General features: G+C 69.1%; 14 protein-coding genes and 1 tRNA gene. 11 read left to right on the forward strand and 4 right to left on the reverse strand.

Going from position 1 to position 13,553, the window contains the following annotated elements:
* Positions 1 to 113: 113 nt before the first annotated feature.
* Positions 114 to 1,082: an MBL fold metallo-hydrolase gene (locus AC1D29_RS19455; RefSeq protein ID WP_477900426.1), complete on the reverse strand. Its 969-nt coding sequence runs from the start codon at positions 1,080 to 1,082 to the stop codon at positions 114 to 116.
* Between the two features lie 69 nt (positions 1,083 to 1,151).
* Between AC1D29_RS19455 and AC1D29_RS19460 the strand changes: the two genes are divergently transcribed.
* Positions 1,152 to 1,877: an IclR family transcriptional regulator gene (locus AC1D29_RS19460; RefSeq protein ID WP_477900428.1), complete on the forward strand. Its 726-nt coding sequence runs from the start codon at positions 1,152 to 1,154 to the stop codon at positions 1,875 to 1,877.
* A gap of 48 nt (positions 1,878 to 1,925) precedes the next feature.
* Here the strand turns inward: AC1D29_RS19460 and AC1D29_RS19465 are convergent, their stop codons facing one another.
* From AC1D29_RS19465 to AC1D29_RS19475, 3 genes are all read right to left on the reverse strand, one after another.
* Positions 1,926 to 2,615, reverse strand: coding sequence for an N-acyl amino acid synthase FeeM domain-containing protein (locus AC1D29_RS19465; protein ID WP_477900430.1), 690 nt, complete (start codon positions 2,613 to 2,615; stop codon positions 1,926 to 1,928).
* Positions 2,616 to 2,843: 228 nt separating this feature from the next.
* A complete protein-coding gene (locus AC1D29_RS19470) occupies positions 2,844 to 3,578 on the reverse strand; it encodes a SapC family protein (protein WP_477900432.1) in 735 nt (244 codons plus the stop codon).
* Positions 3,575 to 4,879, reverse strand: coding sequence for a hemolysin family protein (locus tag AC1D29_RS19475; RefSeq protein WP_477900434.1), 1,305 nt, complete (start codon positions 4,877 to 4,879; stop codon positions 3,575 to 3,577). The genes AC1D29_RS19470 and AC1D29_RS19475 overlap by 4 nt, the downstream gene beginning before the upstream one ends.
* 128 nt (positions 4,880 to 5,007) lie before the next feature.
* On the opposite strand from AC1D29_RS19475, the gene AC1D29_RS19480 reads away from it, so the two are divergent.
* From AC1D29_RS19480 to AC1D29_RS19525, 10 genes are all read left to right on the forward strand, one after another.
* Positions 5,008 to 5,832, forward strand: coding sequence for a symmetrical bis(5'-nucleosyl)-tetraphosphatase (locus AC1D29_RS19480; protein WP_477900436.1), 825 nt, complete (start codon positions 5,008 to 5,010; stop codon positions 5,830 to 5,832).
* 14 nt (positions 5,833 to 5,846) lie between these two features.
* Positions 5,847 to 5,934: transfer RNA gene (locus tag AC1D29_RS19485), tRNA-Ser, on the forward strand.
* 19 nt (positions 5,935 to 5,953) lie between these two features.
* Entirely contained in the window at positions 5,954 to 6,895 is a 942-nt protein-coding gene (locus tag AC1D29_RS19490; protein ID WP_477900438.1) for a LysR family transcriptional regulator, read from the forward strand.
* Between the two features lie 119 nt (positions 6,896 to 7,014).
* Positions 7,015 to 8,034 (forward strand): TRAP transporter substrate-binding protein DctP, encoded by a 1,020-nt coding sequence (dctP, locus tag AC1D29_RS19495; protein WP_477900441.1) that lies wholly within the window; start codon positions 7,015 to 7,017, stop codon positions 8,032 to 8,034.
* A gap of 7 nt (positions 8,035 to 8,041) precedes the next feature.
* The gene (locus AC1D29_RS19500) at positions 8,042 to 8,617 is read left to right on the forward strand and encodes a TRAP transporter small permease (RefSeq protein WP_477900443.1); all 576 of its coding nucleotides are present in this window, start codon (positions 8,042 to 8,044) and stop codon (positions 8,615 to 8,617) included.
* Positions 8,614 to 9,975 carry a TRAP transporter large permease gene (locus AC1D29_RS19505; RefSeq protein WP_477900444.1) on the forward strand — a complete coding sequence of 454 codons (1,362 nt, stop codon included), beginning with the start codon at positions 8,614 to 8,616 and terminating at the stop codon, positions 9,973 to 9,975. Before AC1D29_RS19500 ends, AC1D29_RS19505 begins: the two co-directional genes overlap by 4 nt.
* A 10-nt stretch (positions 9,976 to 9,985) precedes the next feature.
* Positions 9,986 to 11,665, forward strand: a complete 1,680-nt coding sequence (gene mdcA / locus AC1D29_RS19510; RefSeq protein ID WP_477900446.1) for a malonate decarboxylase subunit alpha — start codon at positions 9,986 to 9,988, stop codon at positions 11,663 to 11,665.
* A gap of 7 nt (positions 11,666 to 11,672) precedes the next feature.
* Positions 11,673 to 11,990: a malonate decarboxylase acyl carrier protein gene (mdcC, locus tag AC1D29_RS19515; RefSeq protein ID WP_477900448.1), complete on the forward strand. Its 318-nt coding sequence runs from the start codon at positions 11,673 to 11,675 to the stop codon at positions 11,988 to 11,990.
* Positions 11,990 to 12,850: a biotin-independent malonate decarboxylase subunit beta gene (locus AC1D29_RS19520; protein WP_477900534.1), complete on the forward strand. Its 861-nt coding sequence runs from the start codon at positions 11,990 to 11,992 to the stop codon at positions 12,848 to 12,850. Before mdcC ends, AC1D29_RS19520 begins: the two co-directional genes overlap by 1 nt.
* Positions 12,850 to 13,551 carry a biotin-independent malonate decarboxylase subunit gamma gene (locus AC1D29_RS19525; protein WP_477900450.1) on the forward strand — a complete coding sequence of 234 codons (702 nt, stop codon included), beginning with the start codon at positions 12,850 to 12,852 and terminating at the stop codon, positions 13,549 to 13,551. Before AC1D29_RS19520 ends, AC1D29_RS19525 begins: the two co-directional genes overlap by 1 nt.
* Positions 13,552 to 13,553 lie beyond the last annotated feature (2 nt).

A 13,553-nucleotide genomic window follows, 5' to 3' on the forward strand; every position in this document is an offset into this window, starting at 1 on the left:
CGGGCCGCTGCCAAGCCGGCCCGCTCTGGCGATGTGCGGGCGGCTCGATGCCGCAAGCATCGCCGTTCCCTCGGGGGACCGGCCAAGGTACGCCTTGGACGAGGGGCTCCATGTCAGGCGCCTTCGAGGGCCTTCCACATGTCGACATCGCGCTCCGCGGTCCAGATGCGCGGGTGCGTCGTACCGCCGGCCTCGTCATAGGCGCGGGTCACGTCGAAGGGCATGCAGTGATCGAAGATGACCCAGTGGCCGTACTTGGGCCGCAACGCGGCCATCGTGCGCTGGTAGACGGCCTTCAGCGCCTCGCCGGATTGCGCGCCTGCCTGGACGGCCGTGTACAGCTCGCTGACGAAGGCTCGCGTGCCGGAGAGGCCGGCAGCGACCTGCTCGGCGCCCTTCAACGCGGGGCCACGGCCCGGCACGAGGGCGGCGGCATTCAGCGCGGCAACGGCGTCCAGCGTGGCGGGCCAGTCGGCGAAGTGGGCGTCGCCGCAATACGGCGTCGCATCGAACTCGACGAGGTCGCCGCTGAACAGCACGCGCTCCTCGGGCAGCCAGGCCACCGTGTCACCGGCCGTGTGGCCGCGGCCGGGCGAGAACATCTCCACCTTGACGCCGCCCAGGTCCAGCGTCAGCCGCCCCGAGAAGGTCAACGTGGGCCAGGTCAGCCCCGCAGGGACGGACTCGACGTTGCGGAACAGCCGCGGGAAGCGGCCGATCTCGCTGGCCTTGTCCTGCTCGCCGCGCTCCTTGATGAGGGCCAGCGTCGCATCGCTGGCAATGACCTGCTCCAGCCCTTCTGCCTTGAAGGCCGAGGCCCCCAGCACGCGCACCGCGTGGTAGTGGCTGAGCAGCACGTACTTGATGGGCACGCTGCTGACTTCGCGGATGCGACGGATGACGTCGGCCGCCATGACCGGCGTGGCCTGGGTGTCAATGACCATCGCCGCATCGCGGCCGATGACGATGCCGGTGTTGGGGTCGCCCTCGGCCGTGTAGGCCCAGGCGTGTTCGGACAGGCGTTCGAAGGTGACCTGTTTTTCTTCCAGGTCGGCTTGAGAGGCAAAGGCTTTGGCGGTCATGAGAGTCTCCGGCGCGAGACCTGAAATTTAGCCTATTCCAAATCAATTCACCAATATAGAATTTTCTGCATGACTGAGGCCAAGGCCCCGCGGGGCATACAAAGCATCGAGGTCGGCGGCCAATTGCTGCTGGCGCTGGCCCACCAGGGCCGTCCGATGGCGTTGAAGGACCTCGCCCGCGAGGCCGGCATGGCGCCGGCCAAGGCCCACCCCTATCTGGTGAGCTTCATCAAGCTGGGGCTGGTGGAGCAGGCCGATGGCAGCGGCCCCTACGGCCTCGGGCCGCTGGCCTTGCAGCTGGGTCTCATCAGCCTGCAGCAGTACGACCCAGTGCGGCTGGCCACGCCGGTCATCGAGGAGCTGGCGCTGCGGCTGGGCCACACGGTGGCGATGGCCGTGTGGGGCACGCGCGGGCCCACCATCGTGCGCGTGGCCGAGGGGCCCACGCCGGTGCACATCAGCATGCGCCACGGCACGGTGATGAGCCTGGCCGGCACGGCGTCCGGGCGGCTGTTTGCCACCTACCGGGCGGATGACGCCGCGGCCCTGGGTGAGTTGTTGCCCGATGCGGCCGTGATGGCCGCGGTGCAGCAGGCGGGGCTGGCCACGTCGCGCGACGGCGTGGTGCCCGGCGTCAGCGCCGCAGCGGCGCCGGTCTTCGAGGCTTCGGGGCGGCTGGTGCTCGCGCTCACGGCCATCGGCCCGAGCGCCAGTTTCGACACCACGCTGGACGGCCCGCTGGCCACAGCCCTGCGCGAGGCGGCGGCCTTGCTGTCGCGCCGCCTGGGCCACTAGAGGGCAGGTTCAGCGGCCGGGCGCAGCCGACCCAGCTCCCGAAATGACTCAGCCCAGCTTGGCCAGCATCGCGGCCTCGGTGGTCGCGTCCCAGGCCAGCGGGTAGAGGCTGCGCGCCTGGGCGACCAGTTCGGGGCGACCGCCCCAGAGGGCGATCTGCTCGCGCATGGTCGCGAAATCACAGCTCATCAACACCGCCGGCGCGTTCACGCGTGGGTTGTGTCGCGCCGTCGTGTAGGGCAGCAGCCCCAGCCAGCGGCGATAGAACGCGACATGGCGCGGGTTGACCTCGATGATGAGGCGGTCACAGCGCGCGCGACGGTGGGCATGCAGATAGCCCAGATGAAAGACCTGTGCCAAAAGGCGCTTGGCGTCATAGGCATGACGGTCAACCGCCAGGCCGCCGAATTCGCACAGTTTTTCACCGGCGCTGCGCCATTCGGCCAGCTCGGCGGCGAACAGCAGGTCGGCGTGCAGGCCACCGCCGCTGTCAAAGCGCACCGACAGCGTGCCCACGATGCTGTTGTTGGCATCGCGAGCCGTGCAGACGATGTCGCCATCCTCGTTGCGGCTGCTGAAGCGCTCACGCGACACGGCCAAGCCGCGGTCGCCATAGCGCCGCTCGACCAGGCCCAGTGCATCGCCCTCGAGCGCACCAAAGTCGCTGTTCAGCTCCAGTGGCGGCCCGCCGAATGGGTTGAGTGGCGTACGACGGCTTTCTTTGAATGCGGAGAACATCGGGTACATCCTTGACGCCCAACGCGTCGAGCGCTGGAGTCTAGGGATTGGAATGTGACTTTTCCCGACGACACACAGACAGATACATGTGGATTCCCCTGGTATTTGCGTTTATCCGTCACTCAAAGGGGCGACAAACCACCGATTCAGGGGGAGTCTGGCGGCGCCCGGCGCAAAAGCCAGCAACAAAAAGGCCACGCACAGCGTGGCCTTTCGGAGCAGCAGCGATCAGGCCGCGTAGCGTGCCGCCAGACGGTTCATGTTCGTCATGGACAGGCGGTGCATCTCGATCATCGCGATCAGGCCGTTGCGGTGCAGCTCCAGCACCTTGGCATCCGGCAGCTCGCTGTACTTCTTCTCGTCCAGCGCCAGGAAGCCCTCGACGTCCAGCTTCTCGCCATTGGGCAGCGTCGCCTCGAAGCGCATGTCCTGCAGCAGGTCCATGTCGACCAGCAGGTTGCAGATCAGGCGGGTGCGTTCGGCTTCCTGCTCGAAGTTCTCCAGGAAGGCCTTGGCGTTCAGCAGGAACTCGGTCGGCTCGCCGTTGTTGAACAGCGCCTCGCCGTTGGCTTCCTGGAAGCCGGCCCACTTGCTGTCGTAGCAGACGGCCAGGTTGTTGGCGTTGCCGTCCAGCCGGGCCATCGCGAAGGGGTAGCGACGCACATAGGCCGGCACGTAGTTGCCGGTCCACTTGTCACCGTCGATGAACAGGTTGGAGCCCGGCTTCAGGCCCAGCACGGCCAGCGGCGCGACGGGCTGCTTGCCGTCCGCAGCCGCTTCACCGGCGCGCACGAAGACGACGGGGTATTCCTTGCAGGCGTCACCGAACTCGACGGCCGCGAGGAAGACCGAGTTCTGGTCGGCCAAGCGCGACACGACGGCCTTCGCCGTGTCCAGCTTCAGGTTCTTGTGGACTTCGCGGTCCAGCGGCAGCAGTTCGCCGTACATCGGGGGGTTGCTCATGTTTCTCTCTCTCCAGGTTCGGCCAGACGACTGACCAGCACTTTGTCCACACGCTTGCCATCGAGGTCCACGACCTCGAATCTCCACGCGTCCCACTCCACGACATCGGTCGTGCGCGGCAAGCGCCCCAGCAGCAGCATGACCATGCCTGCCAGGGTGTTGTAGCGCCCACGGTCCTCTTCGGGCAGTTCCTTCAGCTCCAGGCGGTCCTTCAGCTCGGGCACGGGGATGAGGCCATCGATCAGCCAGCTCCCGTCCTCGCGCTGCACCGCCCAGGCATCGCCGTCGCTCGGGGCATTGAACTCCCCGGCAATGGCTTCCAGCACATCGCGCACGGCAATGACACCCTGCACCTCGCCGTACTCATCGACGACGAAGACCAGCGGCGCGTCCGACACGCGGAAATGTTCCAGCAGCTCCATGCCCGACAGCGTCTCGGGCACGAACAGCGGCGCCTCCAGGCCCTCGGTCAGGTCCAGCGCCTTGCCGTCCAGCAGCCGCGCCAGCAGCGCCGGCGCCGACGCCACGCCCAGCACCTCGGCCAGGCCGCCGCGGCACACCGGGTAGCGGCTGAAGCCATGCTCGCGCAGCACGGCCAGCACGTCGGCGGCGCCCGCCTCCGCGTCCAGCCAGGCGATCTCGGCGCGCGGGATCATCATGGAGCCGATCTGGCGCTCGTCCAGGCGGAACACGTTGCGCACCATCTGGTGCTCGTGCTCCTCGATGACGCCAGCGTCGCGGCCCTCCTCCAGGCTGGCGGCGATCTCCTCTTCGGTCACCCCCCGCTGCGCCCGGTTGCGCAGGCCCATCAGGCCCAGCGTCGCCTCGGTCGCAAAGCTCAGCAGCTTCACCAGCGGGCGCGTCGCCGTGGAAATGAGGTTCATCGGCGGCGCAACGAGCCGGGCCACCGTCTCCGGGTAGATCTGTCCAACGCGCTTGGGCACCAGCTCGCCGAAGACGATGGTCAGCAGCGTGATGATGATGACCACCAGGGCCGTCGAGGCGATGTCGGTGGCGTGCGGATGCAGCCCGAAGGTCTCCGTCAGCCAGCGCGACAGCGGGCCGGAGAAGGCCGCGTCGCCGACGATGCCGTTCAGCACGCCGATGCCGGTGATGCCGATCTGCACGGTGGACAGGAACTTGGTCGGGTTTTCGTGCAGGTCCATCGCGGCCTGCGCGCCCCCCTCGCCRCTTTCCACCATCACCTGCAGCCTGGCCTTGCGGCTCGCGGTCAAGGCCATCTCCGACATCGCGAACAGGCCGTTGAGAAGGATCAGAAAGAGAACGAGAGCGGTATCCATCGAAGGCGCCGAACCCTGGGAAAACCCGAGGCGACGCAGGGTCAAAAACGAAGCCCGGGAGACTAGCAGATGGGCGTGACGCGGCCCACCGTGCGATCCCTCGCTCGTGGGGCCGGGAGAATGAGGGCATGAACTATCTGATCGGCGATGTCCAGGGCTGCTGCGACGCGCTGCAGCGGCTGCTGCAGCGGCTGGACTTCTCTGCGTCGCGCGACCGCCTCTGGCTGCTGGGCGACCTGGTCAACCGCGGCCCGGCCTCGCTGGCGACGCTGCGGAAACTGATGGCGCTGAGCGGCTCGGCCACCTGCCTGCTGGGCAACCACGACCTGCACCTGCTCGCGGCCCACCACGGCGTGCGCCGCCCGCATGGAGGCGACACGCTGGACGACATCCTGGGTGCGCCCGACCGCGAGGCGCTGATGGACTGGCTGCGCCACCAGCGCCTGGCCGTCTTCGAGGCCGGCTGGTTGATGGTGCATGCCGGCATCGTGCCGCAGTGGAGCCGCGACGACACGCTGGCCGCCGCCGCCGATGTCGAGGCCGTGCTGCGCGGCCCCGCCCTGCCCGACTTCCTGCGCGCCATGTACGGCAACGAACCGGCCCGCTGGGACCCCGACCTGGCCGGCACCGCCCGGCTGCGCTTCACCGTCAACGTGCTGACGCGGCTGCGCTTTTGCAGCGCCGCAGGCGTGATGGACTTCAAGACCAAGGACGGCGCCGGCGCCGCGCCGGAGGGCTTCATGCCTTGGTTCGATGTGCCCGGCCGGCGCACGGCGGACGTGCCGGTGGCGTTCGGACATTGGTCCACGCTGGGGCTGCTGGCCCGGCCCAACCTGCTGGGCCTGGACACGGGCTGCGTCTGGGGCGGCAAGCTGACGGCCGCGCGCATCGACACGGGCGCGCCCGAGATCATCCAGGTCGACTGCGACCAGGCCCAGCGCCCGGGCTCGTAGAATGCGCACCCTTCGGAGGCTTGGGGGAGCGGTTTAACCCAACGGTCTTGAAAACCGTCGGCCGGTAACGGCCCGTGAGTTCGAATCTCACAGCCTCCGCCAGTGGCGCCGCGAGCAGCCCATGCTCCACCGCATCGACGACGAGATCACCTTTCGCAAGCTCGAGATCCTGCTGGCCTTCATGGAAAGCGGCAACCTCGCGCGAGCGGCGGAGCGACTGGGCATCAGCGCCGTCAGCGTGCACCGCGCGCTGCATTCGCTGGAGACGGGCACGCGCTGCAGCCTGTTCCGGCTCGAAGGCCGCAACCTGCAGCCCAATGACGCCGCCCATGCGCTGGCCGACGTGGCCCGCGAGATGTTGCAGGTCATGGACCGCGGCATCCGCGCGACGCGCGAGATCGCCGGCTACGCGGCCGACCGCATCCGCATCGGCTCGCTGTATTCGCTGACCAGCGGCACCGTGCCCGCCCTCATCATGGGCCTGCGCCTGCGCAAGCCCGACATCCAGACCGAGCTGGTGCTGGGCTCCAACAGCGACCTGCTGCGCAAGCTGCGCGATGGCGCCGTGGACGCGACGGTGATGGGCTTCCCCGACGGCGCGGCGGACGTCGAGTCGCAGCTGCTGTTCGAGGACGAGATCTTCTTTGCCGCGCCGGCCGAGTCGGCCTATGCGCGCCAGCGCGAGGTCGACCTGGGCGCCTGCGCCGACGAGCGCTTCGTGTCGCTGAACGAAGGCTATGTGACGCACGACCGGTTCATTGACGCCTTCCGCACGGCCGGCTTCGAGCCCAACGTCGTCATGACCACCAGCGACATCTTCTCGCTGATGAACCTGGTGGGCGGTGGTATCGGCTGCACACTGCTGCCGGGGCGCATCCGCGGCGTGCTGCCCCGCAACGTCGTGCTGGTGCCGCTGGCGGCGCGCTACCAGATGCGCCAGAAGATCAGCGTCGTCTTCCTGCGCACGCGGGAGCGCGACCCCAACCTGCTGTCGCTGCTGGCCGCCTGCCGCAGCCATAGCGCCGAGCTCCAGGCCGAGCCTACCGCCGCGCGCAAGGGTTAACCCACGACCGTTGCAGCCGGCGTAATGGTCGGCCGGCGAGGTTGATTGATCGTCCCAGGGGTCGCTTCCACACTGCGACCGCATACCGCCCTTGAAGGCGGACACCCTGGAGACAAGCCATGCACCTGACACGCCGCCAATGGATCAACGCCGCCGCCGGCACCGCCGCTGCCGCCTGGCTGCCCGCCGCCCACGCGCAGGCAGGCACGCTGAAGATCTCGCACCAGTTCCCCAGCGGCTCGCTGACCGAAGGTGACTTCCGCGACCGGCTGTGCCGCAAGTTCGCCGCCGAGGTCGAGAAGCGCACCAGCGGCGCACTGAAGGCCTCGGTCTACCCGGGCTCGTCGCTGATGAAGACCAACGCGCAGTTCTCGGCCATGCGCAAGGGCGCGCTGGACATGAGCCTGGTGCCGCTGTCCTATGCCGGCGGCGAGGTGGCCGAGACCAATGCCGGCCTGATGCCGGCACTGGTGCCCAGCTACGAGCAGGGCGCGGCCTGGAAGACGGCCGAGGTCGGCAAGCTGCTGTCCAAGGTGCTGGACGACAAGGGCGTGCTCATCGTCAGCTGGGTCTGGCAGGCCGGCGGCGTGGCCAGCCGCGCGCGGCCGCTGGTGACGCCCGACGACGCCAAGGGCCTGAAGGTGCGCGGCGGCAGCCGCGAGATGGACATGATGTTGAAGCAGGCCGGCGCCTCGGTCATCACGCTGCCGTCCAACGAGATCTACGCCGCCATGCAGACCGGCGCGATGGACGCGGCCATGACCTCGTCCACCAGCTTCATCTCCTTCAAGCTGGAGGAGATCGCCAAGCACCTGACCTCCGGCCGCCAGCGCACCTACTGGTTCATGTTCGAGCCGCTGATGATCTCCAAGGAGGTCTTCAACAAGCTGCCCAAGGCGCAGCAGGACGTCGTGATGGCCGTCGGCGCCGAGATGGAGGTGTTTGCCCGCGACGCCGCCAAGGCTGACGACCAGGCCGCCGCCGCGATCTACGCCAAGGCCGGCGCCAAGGTCTACGACATGGACGAGCCGACGCTGAAGAAGTGGCAGGCCATCGCCCGCGACACGGCGTGGAAGGACTTCGGCGAGAAGAACGAGTCCTGCGCCGCCATCCTCAAGGCCGCGCAGAAGCTGCTCTGAGGCCGCCATGAGCCACGGTTTTGAACTGCAGCCGGCGGCGGTTGCCGGCATCGACCCCGACACGCCCGCCCTGCTGCGGCCGATCGCGCGCGGCCTGAACGTCGTCAACCACGCGATGGTGGTGCTGGGCATGTTTGCGCTGCTGGTCGCGTCCTGCGTGCTGACCTACAGCGTCGTGTCGCGCTATGTGATGAAGGCGTCCACCGACTGGCAGGACGAGGCGGCGGTGTTCTGCCTGGTCGGCGCGACCTTCCTGTGCGGCGCCTTCGTGCAGGCGCTGCGCGGGCATGTGGGCATCGAGGCGATCGCCGGCCTGATGCCGCGATCGCTGAACCGCCTGCGCCTGGCGCTGGTGGACCTGATGTGCACCGCCTTCTGCGCCTTCTTCGCATGGAAGTCGTGGACGCTGTTCCACGAGGCCTGGGCCGAGGGGCAGACCACGTCGTCGTCCTGGGCGCCGCCACTGTGGATTCCCTACGGCCTGATGGCCCTGGGCATGACGCTGCTGAGCCTGCAGCTGCTGGTGCAGCTCACGGCCCGCGTCAACGGCTTCTTCAAACCCACGCAAGGAGCAGCAGCATGAGCATGCTTTTACTGGGCTCGCTGTTCGGCGTCGTCACGCTGCTGTTCATGTTCTCTGGCGCGCCCATCGCGTTCGCGCTGGGCAGCGTCGCGGTGCTGTTCATGGCCCTCTTCATGCCGGCGTCGGCGCTGGACACGGTCACGCAGAACGTCTACGAGGAGATGGCCAGCATCACGCTGCTGTCCATTCCGCTCTTCATTCTGAAGGGCGCGGCCATCGGCAAGTCCCGCGCCGGACAGGACTTGTACGCGGCCATGCACGTGTGGATGGGCCGCATCCCCGGCGGCCTGGGCATTGCCAACGTGTTCGCCTGCGCGCTGTTCGCGGCCATGGCTGGCTCCAGCCCGGCCACCTGCTCGGCCATCGGCAGCGCCGGCATCCCGGAGATGCGCAAGCGCGGCTACTCGCCCGGTTTCGCGGCCGGCATCATCGCCGCCGGTGGCACGCTGGGCATCCTGCTGCCGCCATCCATCACGATGATCCTGTACGCGGTGGCGGCCGAGCAGTCGCTGGGCCGGCTGTTCCTGGCCGGCATCATGCCGGGCGTGCTGCTGGTGGCGCTGTTCGCCGGCTACGCGGCGCTGCGCTACCGCAAGGAATACGCGCTGGCCGAGGCCGAGTACAAGCGCACCGGTGCCGCCTCCGCGCTGCTGGCCAACGAGACCTTCACGAACCGCGAGAAGTTCGAGATGCTGCCGCGCGTCGTGCCCTTCGTGCTGCTGCTGATCGGCGTGATGGTGGCGCTGTACGGCGGCTTCGCGACGCCATCCGAGACGGCCGGCCTGGGCGCGCTGCTGGCGCTGGCGCTGATCGCGGTCATCTACGGCGTCTGGCGTCCCAGGGACGTTGCGCCCATCCTGCAGTCGACGCTGAAGGAGTCGACCATGCTGATGTTCATCATCGGCATGTCGCTGCTGTTCTCGTACGTGATGAGCTACCTGCACATCAGCCAGTCGACGGCGGAGTGGATCGTCGGCATGCAGCTGTCCAAGTGGGTGCTGCTGGCGGCGGTGCTGCTGATGGTCATCCTGCTGGGCTTCTTCCTGCCGCCGGTCAGCATCATCCTGATGACGGCGCCCATCATCCTGCCGCCGCTGAAGGCCGCCGGGTTCGACCTGATCTGGTTCGGCATCCTGATGACCATCGTCATGGAGACCGGCCTCATCCACCCGCCGGTGGGGCTGAACATCTTCGTCATCAAGAACATCGCCCCGGACATCGACCTCAAGGACATCATCTGGGGCGTGCTGCCCTTCGTCGTGCTGATGCTGCTGGCGGTGCTGCTGATCTGCATCTTCCCGGGCATCGCGACGGGGCTGCCGGACCTGGTCATGGGCGTCGCCGCCAAGGCGCACTGAGGAGCTGACGATGAACGCTCCTGCCTGGAACCTGCGCGACCTGCAGCGCCGTGAGCGCCTGGCCCGTGCGGCCACGGCCCTCGGCACGCAGCTGCAGGGCCGACGCGTGGCGACGGCAGCCATCGTGCCGCTGCTGGAGGCCGTGCTGCAGCCGGGCGACCGCGTCTGCCTGGAAGGCAACAACCAGAAGCAGGCCGACTTCCTGGCCCAGTCGCTGACGCAGGTGGACCCGCAGCGCGTGCGCGGCCTGCACATGGTGCAGTCCGTGCTGGCGCTGCCCGAGCATCTGGACGTGTTCGAGAGTGGCATCGCCAAGCGGCTGGACTTCAGCTTCTCCGGCCCTCAGGGTGCACGGCTGGCCAAGCTGGTGAGCAGCGGCGGCATCGAGATCGGTGCCATCCACACCTACCTGGAGCTGTTCGCGCGCTACTTCGTCGACCTGACGCCCAAGGTGGCGCTGGTCGCCGCGCACGCGGCAGACGCGGCCGGCAATCTCTACACCGGCCCCAACACCGAGGACACGCCAGCCATCGTCGAGGCCACGGCCTTCTCGGGCGGCATCGTCATCGCCCAGGTCAACGAGATCGTGCCGGATGGAACGTCGCTGCCCCGCATCGACATCCCCGCCGATTGGGTGGACTTCGTCGTGCCGGCACCCCGCCCCAACCTCGTCGAGCCGCTGTTCACCCGCGACCCGGCGCAGATCAGCGAAATCCAGGTACTGATGGCCATGATGGCCATCAAGGGCATCTATGCCGAGTACGGCGTGCAGCGTCTGAACCACGGCATCGGCTTCGACACCGCGGCCATCGAGCTGCTGCTGCCCACCTACGCCGAGTCGCTGGGCCTCAAGGGCAAGATCTGCAAGCACTGGGCGCTGAACCCCCACCCTGCCCTCATCCCGGCCATCGAAGCCGGCTGGGTGGAGTCCATCCACTCCTTCGGTTCCGAGCTGGGCATGGAGGACTACATCCGTGCGCGCTCCGACGTGTTCTTCACCGGTGCCGACGGCAGCCTGCGCAGCAACCGCGCCTTCTGCCAGGCCGCGGGCCATTACGCCTGCGATCTCTTCATCGGCTCCACGCTGCAGATCGACCTGCAGGGCAACAGCTCCACGGCGACACTGGGCCGCATCACCGGCTTTGGCGGCGCGCCCAACATGGGCGCCGACGCGCGCGGCCGCCGCCACGCCAGCCCGGCCTGGCTGAAGGCCGGGCGCGAGGCGCGTGACGGCCGGCCCGGTGCCGCCGGCACGCCGCGCGGCCAAAAGCTGGTCGTGCAGATGGTCGAGACCTTCCGCGAGCACATGCAGCCCGCCTTCGTCGAGCGGCTGGACGCGTGGACGCTGCAGGAGCAGGCCGGCATGGCCTTGCCGCCCATCATGATCTACGGCGACGACGTCAGCCACATCCTGACCGAGGAAGGCATCGCCAACCTGCTGCTGTGCCGCAGCGACGAGGAACGCGAGCAGGCCATCCGCGGCGTGGCGGGCTACACGGCGGTGGGCCTGGCACGCGATGCCCGCATCGTGGAGAACCTGCGCGACCGCGGCGTCATCCGACGTCCCGTCGACCTCGGCATCGACCCGCGCGACGCGACGCGCAACCTGCTGGCCGCGCGCAGCATGCGCGACCTCGTGCGCGCGTCCGGTGGGCTGTACAGCCCGCCCAAGCGCTTCCGCAACTGGTGAGGATTTGATGACCACCCCCGGCCTCGAAACCCTGGACTACGCCTTCACCGGCACGCGGCCCGCCGGCGCCTTCACGCCGGTGCTGGTCGGCGTGGTCGGCTCCGGCAACCTGGAAGTGCTGCTGGAGCCGGCCGCCGGCGACGGCTGCACCGTCCACATCGAAACCTCGGCACGCGGCTTCGGCGCCATCTGGGAAGCCGTCGTGCGCGACTTCCACCAGCGCCACCAGCTCGCTGGCGTGCGCCTGTCGGTCAACGACATGGGCGCCACGCCGGCCGTCGTCAGCCTGCGGCTGGACCAGGCCGCGCAGGAGCTGCAACCATGATCACCTCTTACGCCGAATGCTCGGCGCGCGAGCGCCTGGCCCTGGTGGTCGACCCCGGCAGCTTCCACGAGTGGCTGCCGCCGGCGATGCGGCTGACCAGCCCCCACCTGGCGCAGCTGGGCGTGCCCTGCGCTTTCGATGACGGCGTGGCCATCGGCCGTGCGACGCTGGCCGGCAACGACGTCTTCGTCGCGGCCCAGGAGGGCCAGTTCATGGGCGGCGGCGTGGGCGAGGTGCACGGCGCCAAGCTCGTCGGCCTGCTCAAGCGCGCGCTGCGCGACAAGCCGCGCGCCGTGTTGCTGCTGGCCGAATCCGGCGGTGTGCGGCTGCACGAGGCCAACGCCGGGCTCATCGCCGTGTCCGAGGTCATGCGCGCGCTGCTGGACGTGCGCGCCGCCGGCATCCCGGTCATCGTGCTGATCGGCGGGGCCAACGGCTGCTTCGGCGGCATGGGCATCGTCGCGCGCTGCGCGGACCACATCGTCATGAGCGACCTGGGCCGGCTGGCCATGTCCGGCCCCGAGGTCATCGAGGCCTCGCACGGCGTCGAGGAGTTCGACTCGCGCGACCGCGCTCTCGTGTGGCGCACGACCGGCGGCAAGCACCGCTGGCTCAGCGGCGACTGCGACGTGCTGGTCGAGGACGACGTGGCCGCCTTCCGCGCCGCGGCCATCGCGGCACTTGACGCGGGCCAGCCCGTCACGCTGGCGCTGCTGGAAGCGGAGCACGCCTGGCTGACCACGCGCCTGGCCTTCGACGGCGCCGAGGCCGTCGCGCTGTGGGCGTCGCTGGGCGTGCCCAACGCGGCCCGTGTGCCCGACCTGGATGTGGCCGGCGTGCTGGCCCTGGGAGCCCACTGATGGACTGGCAGACGCTTGCAACCCGGCTGTTCGGCGCCGACCACGGCATCACGCGTGACGGCGACGTCCTGCGCGGCGAGGTCACGTTCGACGGCGCGCCGCTCACCGTCATCGGCACGACCGACCACGCGCCCATCGGCGTGCAGCTTGCGCTGACGCAGGCCCGCGCGGTGCTGGACACGATGGCGCAACACCCCGGCCGCGCCATCCTGTCGCTGATCGACACGCAAGGCCAGCAGCTGCGCCGCCGCGACGAGCTGCTGGGCATCAACCGCGCGATGGCTCACTTGGGGCTTTGCATCGACCTCGCGCGCCGCCGCGGCCACCGCGTGCTGGGCCTGGTCTACGACCAGGCGCTGTCCGGCGGCTTCATCACGTCGGGCCTGATCGCCGACGCCTGCGACGCGCTGCCCGAAGCCGAGATCCGCGTCATGCGCCTGCCGGCCATGGCCCGCGTCACCAAGCTGCCCGAGGCCATGCTGGCGCAGCTGTCCGAGTCCAACCCGGTGTTCGCGCCGGGAGTGGGCAACTACGTGGCCATGGGCGGCGTGCGCCGGCTCTGGCAGGGCGACCTGGCGCAGGCGCTGCGCGAGGCGCTGGCCGATGCCCCCACCGACGACCGGCGCGCCGAGGACGGCGCCGCGCGCGGCGGCCGGCGGCTGGCCGCCAGCGTCGTGCAGCAGGTTCTCGACGCGGCCTGAGC

It is taken from the genome of Roseateles sp. P1_C6, from assembly GCF_056406315.1.

Coding starts and splice junctions, on each gene's coding strand:
- AC1D29_RS19455 (WP_477900426.1), bottom strand. CDS start 1,082: ATGACCGCCAAAGCCTTTGCCTCTCAAGCCGACCTGGAAGAAAAACAG.
- AC1D29_RS19460 (WP_477900428.1), top strand. CDS start 1,152: ATGACTGAGGCCAAGGCCCCGCGGGGCATACAAAGCATCGAGGTCGGC.
- AC1D29_RS19465 (WP_477900430.1), bottom strand. CDS start 2,615: ATGTTCTCCGCATTCAAAGAAAGCCGTCGTACGCCACTCAACCCATTC.
- AC1D29_RS19470 (WP_477900432.1), bottom strand. CDS start 3,578: ATGAGCAACCCCCCGATGTACGGCGAACTGCTGCCGCTGGACCGCGAA.
- AC1D29_RS19480 (WP_477900436.1), top strand. CDS start 5,008: ATGAACTATCTGATCGGCGATGTCCAGGGCTGCTGCGACGCGCTGCAG.
- AC1D29_RS19490 (WP_477900438.1), top strand. CDS start 5,954: ATGCTCCACCGCATCGACGACGAGATCACCTTTCGCAAGCTCGAGATC.
- dctP (WP_477900441.1), top strand. CDS start 7,015: ATGCACCTGACACGCCGCCAATGGATCAACGCCGCCGCCGGCACCGCC.
- AC1D29_RS19500 (WP_477900443.1), top strand. CDS start 8,042: ATGAGCCACGGTTTTGAACTGCAGCCGGCGGCGGTTGCCGGCATCGAC.
- AC1D29_RS19505 (WP_477900444.1), top strand. CDS start 8,614: ATGAGCATGCTTTTACTGGGCTCGCTGTTCGGCGTCGTCACGCTGCTG.
- mdcA (WP_477900446.1), top strand. CDS start 9,986: ATGAACGCTCCTGCCTGGAACCTGCGCGACCTGCAGCGCCGTGAGCGC.
- mdcC (WP_477900448.1), top strand. CDS start 11,673: ATGACCACCCCCGGCCTCGAAACCCTGGACTACGCCTTCACCGGCACG.
- AC1D29_RS19525 (WP_477900450.1), top strand. CDS start 12,850: ATGGACTGGCAGACGCTTGCAACCCGGCTGTTCGGCGCCGACCACGGC.